Source organism: Micromonospora carbonacea, from assembly GCF_014205165.1.
GTDB lineage: Bacteria > Actinomycetota > Actinomycetes > Mycobacteriales > Micromonosporaceae > Micromonospora > Micromonospora carbonacea.
Genome location: NZ_JACHMZ010000001.1, coordinates 4,369,839 through 4,383,035 on the forward strand (window position 1 = coordinate 4,369,839; position 13,197 = coordinate 4,383,035).

General features: G+C 75.0%; 9 protein-coding genes. 7 read left to right on the forward strand and 2 right to left on the reverse strand.

Translation table 11 applies throughout. The features are described from left to right. Window positions 1-95 precede the first annotated feature (95 nt). From HDA31_RS18695 to HDA31_RS18715, 5 genes are all read left to right on the forward strand, one after another. Window positions 96-1,280 carry a zinc-dependent alcohol dehydrogenase gene (locus HDA31_RS18695; protein WP_074475874.1) on the forward strand — a complete coding sequence of 395 codons (1,185 nt, stop codon included), beginning with the start codon at window positions 96-98 and terminating at the stop codon, window positions 1,278-1,280. Window positions 1,281-1,380: 100 nt separating this feature from the next. After that, window positions 1,381-2,388 carry a serine hydrolase gene (locus tag HDA31_RS18700; protein WP_246384541.1) on the forward strand — a complete coding sequence of 336 codons (1,008 nt, stop codon included), beginning with the start codon at window positions 1,381-1,383 and terminating at the stop codon, window positions 2,386-2,388. 110 nt (window positions 2,389-2,498) lie between these two features. Continuing rightward, on the forward strand, window positions 2,499-3,641 hold the full coding sequence (locus tag HDA31_RS18705) for an MBL fold metallo-hydrolase (RefSeq protein ID WP_178064196.1): 1,143 nt from the start codon (window positions 2,499-2,501) through the stop codon (window positions 3,639-3,641). A 155-nt stretch (window positions 3,642-3,796) separates the two neighbouring features. Beyond that, the gene (locus tag HDA31_RS18710) at window positions 3,797-5,017 is read left to right on the forward strand and encodes a glycosyltransferase family 4 protein (protein WP_178064195.1); all 1,221 of its coding nucleotides are present in this window, start codon (window positions 3,797-3,799) and stop codon (window positions 5,015-5,017) included. Window positions 5,018-5,090: 73 nt separating this feature from the next. Further along, window positions 5,091-6,254: a DegT/DnrJ/EryC1/StrS family aminotransferase gene (locus HDA31_RS18715; protein WP_178064194.1), complete on the forward strand. Its 1,164-nt coding sequence runs from the start codon at window positions 5,091-5,093 to the stop codon at window positions 6,252-6,254. Window positions 6,255-6,347: 93 nt separating this feature from the next. Here HDA31_RS18715 and HDA31_RS18720 read toward each other — a convergent pair whose 3' ends face one another. Continuing rightward, on the reverse strand, window positions 6,348-7,361 hold the full coding sequence (locus HDA31_RS18720; RefSeq protein WP_281370232.1) for a polysaccharide biosynthesis protein: 1,014 nt from the start codon (window positions 7,359-7,361) through the stop codon (window positions 6,348-6,350). Window positions 7,362-7,705: 344 nt separating this feature from the next. Between HDA31_RS18720 and HDA31_RS18725 the strand changes: the two genes are divergently transcribed. Next, on the forward strand, window positions 7,706-8,983 hold the full coding sequence (locus HDA31_RS18725) for a glycosyltransferase family 4 protein (RefSeq protein WP_178064192.1): 1,278 nt from the start codon (window positions 7,706-7,708) through the stop codon (window positions 8,981-8,983). 68 nt (window positions 8,984-9,051) lie between these two features. Here HDA31_RS18725 and HDA31_RS18730 read toward each other — a convergent pair whose 3' ends face one another. Beyond that, complete coding sequence (locus HDA31_RS18730; RefSeq protein ID WP_178064191.1) at window positions 9,052-10,563, reverse strand: deoxyguanosinetriphosphate triphosphohydrolase family protein; 1,512 nt, start codon at window positions 10,561-10,563, stop codon at window positions 9,052-9,054. A gap of 115 nt (window positions 10,564-10,678) precedes the next feature. Between HDA31_RS18730 and HDA31_RS18735 the strand changes: the two genes are divergently transcribed. Then, a complete protein-coding gene (locus tag HDA31_RS18735) occupies window positions 10,679-13,138 on the forward strand; it encodes a Tex family protein (RefSeq protein WP_178064190.1) in 2,460 nt (819 codons plus the stop codon). Window positions 13,139-13,197 lie beyond the last annotated feature (59 nt).

Sequence of the window (13,197 nt, forward strand, 5' to 3'; positions counted from 1 at the left end):
GCGGCCGGGCCGCCGCCCGCCCGCCCGCGCGGTTCAAGCACCGGCAGCCGGGTAGCAGTCCGGGGGACGGCACGCCGACGAGGGGACACACGGGCATGAAGGCACTGACCTGGCAGGGCAGGCGGGACGTTCGGGTCGAGGACGTGCCCGACCCGCGCATCGAGGAGCCGACGGACGCGATCGTCCGGATCACCTCCACCGCGATCTGCGGATCGGACCTGCACCTGTACGAGGTGCTCGGGCCGTACCTGAAGCCCGGTGACGTCCTCGGCCACGAGCCGATGGGCATCGTCGAGGAGGTCGGGCCCGGGGTGACCCGGCTCAGGCCGGGCGACCGGGTCGTGGTCCCGTTCAACATCGCCTGCGGATCGTGCTGGATGTGCGACCGGCAGCTCTACGCCCAGTGTGAGACCACCCAGGTCACGGCCGAGGGCAAGGGCGCGGCGCTGTTCGGCTACACCTCGCTGTACGGGTCGGTGCCCGGCGGGCAGGCCGAGTACCTGCGGGTGCCGCACGCCCAGTTCGGCCCGATCAAGGTCCCGCAGACCGGCCCGGACGAGCGGTGGCTGTACCTGTCCGACATCCTGCCGACCGCCTGGCAGGCGGTGCGGTACGCCGACACCCCGCCCGGCGGCACGCTCGCCGTGTTCGGGCTCGGCCCGGTCGGGCAGTTCTGCGCCCGGATCGGCCGGCACCTCGGCGCGGGCCGGGTGATCGGCCTGGACCTGGTGCCGGAGCGGCTGGAGATGGCCCGCCGGCACGGCGTCGAGGCGCTCGACGTCAGCCAGCTCGACGACGTGCCGGGCGCGCTGATCGACCTGGTCGACGGGCGCGGCCCCGACGCCGTGATCGACGCGGTCGGCATGGAGGCCCACGGCTCCACCTCGGGGAAGCTCGCCCAGACCGCCGCCGGCCTGCTGCCGGACCGGCTGGCCGACGCGATGATCGACCGGGCCGGCGTGGACCGGCTGACCGTGCTCAAGGCCGCCCTCAAGGCGGTCCGCCGGGGCGGCACCGTCTCGATCTCCGGCGTGTACGGCGGCGAGGTCGACCCGCTGCCGCTGATGGAGATGTTCGACCGTGGCGTTCAACTGCGGATGGGGCAGTGCCACGTGCGCCGGTGGACCGACGAGATCGTCCCGCTGCTCGCCGGGGACGACGACCCGCTGGGCGTGGCGGACCTGCGGACCCACCGGATGCCGCTGGCGCGCGCGCCGCAGGCGTACGAGATGTTCCAGAAGAAGGAGGACGGCTGCGTCAAGGTCGTGCTCGCGCCGTGAGTCGTCGGTCACGATGAGCGACCGCCGGGCACACGGAAAGCGACGACTTCGCCTAGGGTGGCGGGACGGACGATCCGTTACCACCCACGGGGAGACACGAGTGACGATCAGAGTGAACCGCAGGGCCGCGCTGGGCATCGGCACGGTGGCCACCGCCGGCACGGTGCTCGGCGCCGCCGCGCCCGCCTCCGCCGCCGGCCGGCCCCGGGCGGCGGCCACCCCGGCCGAGGCCGCCGCCCAGGTCGCCGCGGGCTACGCGCAGGAGACCGCGCGGGCCGGGGGCAACTGGCAGGCGTACGTGAGCGTCGCCAACGGCTCCGCCGCGCCGCTGGTGGCCGTCGCCGACGAGGCGGACCGGCGGATCGAGGCGTACAGCGTCAACAAGATCGCCGTGGCCGTGGCGGTGCTGGACAAGGTCGACCGGGGGCTGCTCACGCTCGCCCAGCGGGTCGACGTGACCGCGTCCATCGTGATCCCCGGCGGCGACGGCATCTTCAGCCTCGACGGCGCGTACCCGAGCAGCGTCACCCTGGGGCACGCCCTGGCGGCCCTGCTGACGGTCTCCGACGACACCGCCGTGCGGCTCTGCGGCCTGGTCTGCCCGGCCGCCGAGCTGAACCAGATCCTCGTCGCGAAGGGCTTCCCGAACACGCAGGTGCAGCCGGTGGCCAACCCGAACCGGTTCTACCTCGGCACGAGCACCCCACGGGAGACGCACGACCTGCTGCGGAAGCTGGTGGGCGGCACGCTGCTGTCGGCGTCCTCGACGGCGTTCCTGCTCGGCCTGCTGCGCTCCCCCATCGCGTTCACCGACGGGGTGCGGCGCGAGATGTCCTCGACCGAGCGGGCGCGGGTCGCCACCAAGGCGGGCTGGTTCGACACGGCCCGGCACGAGGCCGGGATCGTCTTCGACGCCGCCGGCGCGCCGGTGCTGACGTACGCGCTGTTCGCCGACGGGCAGGCCGGCGCGGGCGACTTCGGCGCGACCCACCCGGCGGTGCAGGCCCGGGCCCGGCTGGGCCGCGTCTTCCTGACCGCCGTCGCGGGGCTGGCCGGCGTCGGCCCGGCCCACCGGGCCGTCGTCCAGCGGCCGAGCAACGGCGGCTGATCCACGCCACGCGGCGAGCGGGCCGCACCCGCGCGCCCGGCTGCGCGGCGCGCGGGTGCGGTGGCGGACTACGGTGTACTGCGGGACACCGGCGGAGGGGGCGGGACACGATGGAGGCACCAGCGGAACAGGCCGCCCAGCGGGCCTTGGCGCGCCGGCTGCGCGGCGCGGCCGGGCTCGCCGCACTGGCGGGCCTGGCCTGGGTGGCCCGCGACGTGCCGGCCGCCCTGGGCGGGCGGCTCAGCGGGGCCCGCGCCGAGCGGGCCGCCCGCTCCCCGCAGTTCCGCGACGGCGCCTTCCGCAACCGGGCGAGCACCCGCACCATGGCCGGCTCGCCCGACCGCAACCTGGTCCGCGAGCTGATCTTCGGCAAGCAGAAGCGCCGGCCGACCGCCGCCGTGCCGCTGGTGCGCCCGGCCGACCCGCCGGCCGCCGCCACCGACCGCGAGCTGGGCGTCGTCTGGTATGGCCACGCCTCCGCGCTGATCGAGATCGAGGGTCACCGGGTGCTGGTCGACCCGGTGTGGAGCGACCGGTGCTCGCCGTCGGCGCTGCTCGGGCCGCGCCGGCTGCACGAGCCCCCGGTGGGCCTGCACGAACTGCCCACCGTGGACGCGGTCGTGATCTCCCACGACCACTACGACCACCTCGACATGGCCACCGTGCGGGCGCTGACCGCCGGCCAGTCCGCGCCGTTCGTGGTGCCCCTGGGCGTCGGGGCGCACCTGGAGCGGTGGGGCGTGCCGGAGGACCGGATCGTCGAGCTGGACTGGGCGGAGAGCCACCGGATCGGCGGGCTGACCATCACCGCGACCGCCGCCCAGCACTTCTCCGGCCGGGGGTTGCGCCGCGACGGCACGCTGTGGAGTTCGTGGGTGGTGGCCGGGGCCCACCGCCGGGTCTTCTACACCGGCGACTCCGGCTACTTCGACGGCTACGCCGAGATCGGCGCCGAGCACGGCCCGTTCGACGTGACGCTGATCCAGATCGGCGCGTACGACCGGGCGTGGCCGAGCATCCACATGTTCCCCGAGGAGGCCGTCGCCGCCCACCTCGACCTGCGCGGCGGGCTGCTCCTGCCGGTGCACTGGGCGACGTTCAACCTGGCCCTGCACGACTGGTCGGAGCCGGTGGACCGGCTGTGGGCGGAGGCGAAGGCCCGCGACGTGCGGTTGGCGGTGCCCCGGCCCGGCGAGCGGGTGGTCGTCGACGACCCGCCGGCGGTCGACGGCTGGTGGCAGTCGATCGCCTGAGGCGACCGCCGCCCGCCCGGCCCGCCGCCCGGCTCGTAACCCGGGCCGTCTCCCCTCGTTGGACCAGACCTAGTCGCCGTTATCGGCAGCCGTCGCGAACGGGCGTCGCCCCACCGGGCACCGCCGTCCGCCGAGGAGACGACAAGGACACGGTCGTGGGCAACCTTCGCATCGCCATCCTGCTGCGCACGGCCGAGGGCTGCCTCTGGACGCTTCCGCAGATCGACGAGCTGCGGCGGCGCGGCCACGAGGTGATCGTGATCCTCCCCGCAGGTCCGGGCGCGCTGCGGGAGCGGCTGCGGGAGCGCGGCGTCGAGACGGTCGACTCCCCGTTCCACTTCCGGTTCCGCCCCACGCCGGGGGCGGTGCGGGGGCTGTGGCGACTGCGCCGGCTGCTGCGCGCGCTCCGGCCCGACGTCCTGAACTACCACCTGTACGCGGCGGCCCTGGCCGCCCGGGCAGCGGCGTTCCGGCTCCCGCTGCGCCGGGTGCACATGGTCGCCGGGCCGCTCTACCTGGAGTCGCCGGTGGTCCGGCCCGTAGAGCGCCTGCTGTGGCGGCTGGACGACCTCATCATCTGCTGCACGCAGCACATCTCGACGCACTACCAGGCCCTCGGCTGCCCGGCCGAGCGGCGGCCGGTGGCCCAGTACGGGGTCGACCTGGGCCACTTCGACCCCGCCCGGGTGGGGCCGACCGGCACCGCCGCCCCGACCCGCGCCACGGCCCGCGCCTCGGTCCGGGCGGAGCTCGGCCTCGACGACGACGTCTTCGTCGCGCTCATGGTGGCCAACACGTACACGCCGAAACGGATCGCGTTCCGCGGCCAGAACATCAAGGGCCACGACGTCCTGCTGGCGGCGTGGCGCGACTTCCACGCCGCACACCCACGGTCCCGGCTGCTGATGGCGGGGGTGGGCTTCACCGAGGCCGGCGAGGCGCACCGCCGGCGGCTGATGGACAGGTTCGCCGACGACCGGAGCGTCGTGTGGTTGGGCCGCCTGCCCGACCTGCGCCCCTACTTCCTGGCCGCCGACGTCAACGTGACGCCGTCGCTGTCGGAGGGCAGCAACGGGGTGGTGCGCGAGGCGTCCGCCATGGGCCGTCCCAGCATCGTCAGCGACGCCGGTGGGCTGCCCGAGGCGGTGGACGGCAGCTTCGCCTGGATCGTGCCGCGCGGCGACGCGGCGGCCCTGGGGGAGGCGCTTGCGACCGCCCACCGCGCCTTCGTCGCCGGGGAACTCGACGGCATGGGTCGCCGCGCGCGGGAGCACGCGTTGCGGGCCTTCGACCGCACGGCGGCGGCGGAGGCGGTGGCCGACATGGTGACGGGGCGTCCTGCCGCGGACCGGGCCGCCGACGTGCCGGTTCCGTAACGTCCACGCGCGATCTCGGTTAACTGGGTGTAAGCGCCACGGATCACCACGTACCTGTCGCCCGGAGGCCCTGATGGTGGACCAGTACTGCGGAGGCCGACCTGCCACCCGGCGGATCCACCTCTCCCCGCCCGACGTCGGTCCCGCCGAGGAGGCCCTCGTCGTCGCGGCGATGCGGTCGGGTTGGGTGGCGCCGGCCGGTCCCGACCTGGACGCCTTCGAGCGCGAGCTGGCCGAGCGGGTGGGCTGCGGGCACGCGGTGGGGGTCAGCAGCGGGACGGCCGCGCTGCATCTCGCCCTGCTCGCGGTCGGCGCGGGGCCCGGCACCGCCGTGGTGGTGCCGACGCTGACGTTCGTGGCGACGGCCAACGCGGTGACGTACACCGGGGCGGAGCCGGTCTTCGTCGACTGCGACCCGGCGACCGGGAACCTGGACGTCGACCTGCTGCCCGACCTGCTCGACGACCTGCGCCGCCGGGGCCGGCGGATCGCCGCCGTGGTGGCGGTGGACATCAACGGCTCCTGTGCGGACTACGCCCGCCTGCTGCCGGTCTGCGCGGCGGCGGGCGTGCCGGTGGTCGAGGACTCGGCCCAGGCCCTCGGCTCCACGTACCAGGGGCGGCAGGCCGGGAGCTTCGGGCGGGTGGGCATCTTCTCGTTCAACGGCAACAAGATCATGACGACGTCGAGCGGCGGGATGCTGGTCTCCGAGGACGCCGGGCTGATCGCCCGCGCCCGGCGGCTCTCGACGCAGGCCCGGGAGCCGGTCGCGCACTACGAGCACTGCGACGTCGGCTACAACTACCGGCTGAGCAACGTGCTCGCGGCACTCGGCCGGGCCCAGTTGCGCCGCCTCGACGGGATGATCGAACGGCGGCGCGCGATGCGGGAGCACTACGCGAAGGTCTTCGCCCCGGTTCCGGGCACGCGCATCCTCGGCGACGGGGACACCGGCTCGAACTGCTGGCTGACCTCGGTCGTGGTGGATGCGGCGACGGCCGGCTGGCGGGCCCGCGACCTCGGCGAGCACCTGGCGGCACACGACATCGAGACCCGGCCCATGTTCAAGCCGATGCACCGGCAGCCGGCCCACCTCGACCGGTGCGCGGTGGTGACCGGGGCGGCGGACCGGCTCTTCGCCGACAGCATCTCGTTGCCGAGCGGGTCAACGCTTCCCGGCGTCGACGCCGACCGCGTGCTCGGGCTGGTCGAGGAGTTCCTCGGTCGGCACCGGTGACCGCCCCCGGCCGCCCGGGCGGGCGGCAGCGTGGGGGCGGGCGGGCGACGTCTCCCGCCCCGGGCCCGACCGGACCCGGTCAGGGCGTGCCGGTCACCGGGCCAGCGCCGGGTCGCACAGGGCCAGTTCCGCCCGGACCTGCGGGAGGGTGAGCAGCAGCTCCACGATCTCCGGCACGTCCAGCCGCCGGGCGGTGGCGGAGCTGAGCTCGGGCAGCGCCGGCAGCCCGATCCGGCCCTCGGTCACGTAGGACGCGTAGCTGAGCCGCCTGGCGTCGACCGGCAGCCGGTAGAAGTCGCCGAAGTCCTCGGCGCGGGCCAGCTCCTCGCGGCTGGCCATCGTCTCGAACTGCTTCTCGCCGTGGCGGACGCCGATCACGTCGTACTTCGGGGGCACGTCGAAGAGCTGGCACAGGGCGACGACGAGATCCCCCACCGTGCAGGCCCCGGCCTTGCGGACGAAGATGTCGCCGGCCCGGGCGTGCTGGAACGCGTGCTCGACCAGCTCCACGGAGTCGGCCAGCGACATCATGAACCGCGTCATGTCGGGATCGGTGACGGTGGGCACGACCCCGGCCTTGATCTGCTCGATGAAGATCGGGATCACGGAGCCCCGCGAGTACATGACGTTGCCGTACCGGACGCAGGAGACGACCGTCGCGCCGCCCGAGCCGCCCCGGGCGTGGGCCTGCGCCAGCTTCTCCATCATTCCCTTGCTCATGCCCATCGCGCTGACCGGGTGAACCGCCTTGTCGGTGCTCAGCATCACCACGGAGCCGACCCCGTGCCGGTCCGCCGCCTCGATCACGTTCGCGCTGCCCACGACGTTGGTCCGGAACGCCTCCAGCGGGAAGAACTCGCAGGAGGGCACCTGCTTGAGCGCCGCGGCGTGGAAGACGAAGTCGACGCCCCGGGTGGCGCGCAGGACGCTGTCGAGGTCCCGGACGTCACCGAGGTGGTAGGAGACCCGGTCGTCGGCGAGGGTCCGCCGCATGACGTCCTGCTTGGCCTCGTCCCGGCTGAGGACGCGCACCTCCGCGACGTCGCGGTCCAGCAGCCGCCGCACCATCGTCTGACCGAACGAGCCGGTCCCTCCGGTGATCAGCACACGGCGACCAACAGTCGAGCAAGTCATCCAAGTTCTCCTATTTCTTGGAGCGGCGCCGGCCTTCCTGGCTCCGCGCAACAGCCACTGCGGACGGTCACGGGCCGCCGAGCTGCACGGCATCCGGTTCAACGAAGGGCCAGAGTACAGGGAAACGCCAGAAAGGTGCATATTGTCCGCTTCCTCGCCGCCGGCCGACCGCGCGACGGTCCGGCCACCCGCCCCGGGGACCGGCCGTGGCCAACGGGGTGGTCCGGTCGTTCAACCGGGGTGGAGCCCGTTCGCCGCCCGCAGGGACGCCTCCGCCGCCGTCCAGCCCGCCCGCCCGCCGCCCGGAGAGAACCGCCATGAGCCCACCCGGCACGTCGCACCGGCTACGCGTGGCGGTGCTGCTCAAGACGAACACCGGCGGCAGGTGGATCCTGCCGCAGGTGGACGAGCTGCGCGGGCGCGGACACGACGTCGTGGTGATCCTGCCCGCCGGGGACGGGCGGCTCACCGGGGAGCTGCGGCGACGGGGCGTACGCGTCGCCGAGTCGCCGTTCGACTTCCAGGTCGGGCCCGGCCTCCCCGCCGGCCTGCTCGGCCTGCGTCGGTTGATCCGCCGGCTGGCCCCGGACGTGCTCCACTACCACCTGCTCGCCTCCGCCTTCGCCGCCCGGGCCGCCACCGTGGGCCTGCCCCTGCGCCGCGTGCACATGGTGGCCGGCCCGGCCTACCTGGAGTCCCGCGTCATCCGCCTCGTCGAGCGGCTGCTGTGGCGGCTCGACGACGCCATCGTCTGCGGCTGCCGGCACGCGTCGAACCGGTACGGGGCGCTGGGCTGCCCGCCCCACCGCCGCCCGGTGGCCACCTACGGGGTGAACACCGAGCGGTTCCGGCCGGACTGGGCGGCAGCCCCGCACCCCGGTGACGCGCCGCCCGGCGGACCCGACGGCCACCCGGCCCTCGCGGACCGGGGCGGCCCGGGTGGCCCGGCGCACGCCGAGGCGCGGGCCAAGGCGCGAGCCGAGCTCGGCGTCGCCGACGACGTCTTCCTGGCCGTCATGGTCGCCTACGTCTATCCGCCGAAACGGCTGGTCAACCGGGGACGGGGGATCAAGGGGCACGACGTGCTCCTGCCCGCGTGGCGACGGTTCCGCGCGGCCCACCCGAAGGCGCACCTGTTGATCATCGGCGACGGTTGGGGCGACGCGGGCGAGACCTACCGCCGCCGGCTGCTCGACCGGTTCGGCGTCGCCGGGGACCCCGGGATCACCTGGCTCACCGGCGTCGACGACGTACGCCCCTGGTACGCGGCGGCCGACGTGAGCGTCAGCCCCTCCCTCGGCGAGAGCCACGGCGCGGCGGTGGAGGCCGGGGCGATGGCCGTGCCGAGCATCGTCAGCGATGCCGGTGGCCTGCCCGAGACGGTCGACGAGCACAGCGGGTGGATCGTCCCGGCCGACGACGTGCCGGCCCTGGCCGACGCGCTCCGCCTCGCGTACCGGGACTTCGCGGCCGGGCGGCTGCCCGGGCGCGGCCGGGCGGCCCGCAGCCTGATGGTGCGGCGGTTCGACAACCGGCGCTCGGCCGCCGTCGTCGCCGACGTCCTCGAATCCGTCGCGGCCACCGGCGGACGCTAGCCGCTCCGGCGCGCGGCCGCCGGCCTGCGGGCCGCCGGCCGGGCGGGGCGGTCGCCGGCCGGGCGGGGTCAGAGCACGAAGGCGTCGGTCCAGAGCGCGCCGGAGCGGCCCGACAGCGCGTCGAGCATCGCGACCGCCTGGCCGTCGCTGAGCTGCGCGACGAAGTCGACGATGGCCCGCCCCCGGGCCCGGCCGATCCGGTCCGGCGTACGCGGGTGCAGCTCCGCCTCGGCCAGCTCGACCAGGTCGTGCAGCCGGCGCGGCAGCCGCGACTCCTCCTCCGGGTCGAGCAGCCACTCCCACAGCGCCTCGACGAGGGTGCCGAGCAGCCGCGCCTGTCCCCGCTGGTGCAGGGCCAGGTCGGGGCGGGCCAGCACGAAGCGGTGGTGGACGAGCTTGAGCACCTGCACCTCGTGCCACTGGGCCGGGGCGAGCAGCACGTGCCCGGAGCGCACCGACGGGGTCCCGGTCACGGTGATGGCGTCGACGAACCGGGTGGTCCACCGGGCGGAGAACCGGGCGACGTACTGCTCCGCCTCGATCGAGCCGTCGAACGGCAGCGCGAGCAGCCCCTCGACCAGCTCCTGCCGGACGTGCTCGACGGCCGCGGCGAACGCCTCGTCGTCGGCGATCCAGCCGTCCTTGCGGTGCAGCTGCCGGCGCAGCCGCTCGATGGCCGCACCGGGTCGGCGGCCCACCCCGTCCAGCGCGGGGTCGGTGACCGCCCGCAGGTGGTCGCCCTCCCGCTGCCAGGCCATCAGCTCGGCGGCCACGGCGCCCTGCTGGAGCACACCGACCCGGTAGAAGTCCTCGACGTCGTGGATGGCGTACGCGATGTCGTCGGCGGTGTCCATCACCGACGCCTCCACCGTCTGCTGCCAGTCGGCGATCCGCCCGACGAACGGCTCCCGGGCCTGGCGCAGGTCGGCCAGCTCCGTGCGGTACGCGCCGAACTTCGCCGACCCGCTGTCCGGGTCGTCGGCGGGCACGGCGGCGCCCCGGGGCGGCGGGACGAGGTGCCGGGGGTGCGGGTCCGGGTGGTCCAGCCGGGTCCATGGGTATTTCAGCAGGGCCGCCCGGACCGCCGCCGTCAGGTCGAGGCCGGTGGTCGCCGCGCCGCGGATCTCGGTGCTGGTGACGATCCGGTACGACTGCGCGTTGCCCTCGAAGCCGTCGGCGAGGCCCAGCCGCTGCCGGGCCAGCCGGTCGAGCACCCGCTCCCCGAGGTGCCCGAACGGCGGGTGCCCGAGGTCGTGGGCGAGGGCGGCGGCCTCCACCACGTCGGGGTCGCAGCCGCCGAGGGAGTCCAGCAGGTCGCGCCAGCGCTCGTCGGCGGTGAGCCGCTCGGCGATGGCGCGGGCGACCTGGGCCACCTTGAGGCTGTGGGTGAGCCGGTTGTGCACCAGCAGGCCGGAGCCGCCCGGGCTGATCACCTGGGTGACCCCGCCGAGGCGGGCGAAGAAGGGCGAGGCCACGATCCGGTCCCGGTCGGCCCGGAACGGGCTGGCGGCGAGGTCGCCGAGGGCCCGGGCGCTGCCGCCGAAGAGCCGCCGCGCCCGCGGGTCAGCGGGATGTTCCATGATCGCCACGCTAGCGCAGCCGGTGCCGCCGCACGCCGGCTCGGCCCTCGGCGGGGGTGCCGCGCGGCGTCGGGGGCGGGCGGCACAATGCAGGGCGGAACCCACACGAAGGCGGATGAAGATCGTGACCCAGTCTGTGCACCAGCGGATCGCCGACGAGCTCGGCGTCGCCGAACGTCAGGTCCGGGCGGCCGTGGAGCTGCTCGACGGCGGCGCCACCGTGCCGTTCATCGCCCGCTACCGCAAGGAGGCCACCGGCCTGCTCGACGACGCCCAGCTGCGCACCCTGGAGGAGCGGCTGCGCTACCTGCGCGAGCTGGACGAGCGCCGCGCCGCGGTGCTGGAGTCCATCCGTGGCCAGGGCAAGCTCGACGAGGCCCTCGAAGCGCAGATCATGGCGGCCGACTCGAAGTCCCGGCTGGAGGACATCTACCTGCCGTTCAAGCCGAAGCGGCGCACCCGGGCGCAGATCGCCCGCGAGGCCGGGCTGGAGCCCCTCGCCGACGCGCTGCTGGCCGACCCGGGCCAGGATCCGCGGGAGCGGGCCGCCGGCTTCGTCGACGCCGACAAGGGGGTGGCCGACGCCGCCGCCGCGCTGGACGGCGCGCGGGCCATCCTGGTGGAGCGCTTCGCCGAGGACGCCGACCTGATCGGCACGCTGCGCGAGCAGATGTGGTCGCGGGGCCGGCTGGTCTCGCGGGTACGCGACGGCCAGGAGTCGGCCGGCGCGAAGTTCTCCGACTACTTCGACTTCGCCGAGCCGTACGCGAAGCTGCCCTCGCACCGGATCCTGGCGATGTTCCGGGGCGAGAAGGAGGGCGTGCTCGACCTGACGATGGACCCGGAGGCCGAGGGCGACTCCGACGCGCCGGTCACCGGCCCGACGCGCTACGAGGCGGCGATCGCCGGCCGGTTCGGGGTCAGCGACTCCGGGCGGCCCGGTGACAGGTGGCTGACCGACACGGTGCGCTGGGCCTGGCGCACCCGCATCCTCATCCACCTCGGTGCGGACCTGCGGATGCGGCTGTGGCAGGCGGCCGAGGAGGAGGCCGTGCGGGTCTTCGCCACCAACCTGCGCGACCTGCTGCTCGCCGCGCCGGCCGGCACCCGGCCGACGATGGGCCTCGACCCGGGCCTGCGCACCGGGGTCAAGGTGGCGGTGGTCGACGCCACCGGCAAGGTGGTCGCCACCGACACGATCTACCCGCACGAGCCGCGCCGGCAGTGGGACGCCTCGATCGACACCCTGGCGCGGCTGGCCGGGGCGCACGGCGTGGAGCTGGTCGCCATCGGCAACGGCACCGCCAGCCGGGAGACCGACAAGCTCGCCGGCGAGCTGATCAAGCGGCACCCGGAGCTGAAGCTGACCAAGGTGGTCGTCTCCGAGGCCGGTGCGTCGGTCTACTCGGCGTCGGCGTACGCCTCGCAGGAGTTGCCGGGGCTGGACGTGTCGCTGCGCGGCGCGGTCTCCATCGCCCGCCGGTTGCAGGACCCGCTCGCCGAGTTGGTCAAGATCGACCCCCGCTCGATCGGCGTGGGCCAATACCAGCACGACCTGTCCGAGGTGAAGCTCTCCCGCTCCCTCGACGCGGTGGTGGAGGACTGCGTGAACGCCGTCGGCGTCGACGTCAACACCGCCTCCGCGCCGCTGCTCACCCGGGTCTCCGGCATCGGGGCGGGGCTGGCGGAGAACATCGTGCTGCACCGCGACGCCAACGGCCCGTTCCGGTCCCGGGCCGAGCTGAAGAAGGTGTCCCGGCTCGGCCCGAAGGCGTTCGAGCAGTGCGCCGGCTTCCTGCGCATCCCCGGCGGCGCCGACCCGCTCGACTCCTCCAGCGTGCACCCGGAGTCCTACCCGGTGGTGCGGCGGATCCTGGCCCGCACGGGGCAGGACCTGCGCTCCCTGATCGGGCAGAGCGCCATCCTGCGCGGGCTGCGGGCCGCCGACTTCGTCGACGACACGTTCGGCCTGCCCACCGTCACCGACATCCTGGCGGAGCTGGAGAAGCCCGGCCGGGACCCGCGGCCGGAGTTCCGCACCGCCACGTTCGTCGAGGGCGTGGAGAAGATCTCCGACCTGACCCCCGGCATGATCCTGGAGGGCGTGGTCACCAACGTGGCGGCGTTCGGCGCGTTCGTCGACGTCGGCGTGCACCAGGACGGCCTGGTGCACGTCTCGGCGATGTCCCGGACGTTCGTGAAGGACCCGCGCGACGTGGTGAAGTCCGGCGACGTGGTCCGGGTGAAGGTGCTCGACGTCGACGTGCCGCGCAAGCGGATCTCGCTGACGCTGCGGCTCGACGACGAGATGCCCGCCGCCGGCCAGGGCGGCGGTGGCCAGAGCGGACAACGCGGCGGCCAGGGCGGCGGGCAACGCGGGGCCCAGGGTGGGCAACGCGGCGGGGGCCAGGGCGGCGAGCGGGGCGGCTCGCGCGGGGGCCAGGGCGGTTCGCGCGGCGACCGGGGCGGCTCGCGCGGCGGGCAGCCGCAGCGGCAGGGGCGCGGGGGCGGGGCGGCCCCGGCGCCGGCCAACGACGCCATGGCGGACGCGCTGCGCCGCGCCGGCCTGGCCTGAGGCCCCGGCGTCGCCGCCGCGCCGAAACCCGCGAACGGTTCGGCGCGGCGGCGACGCCC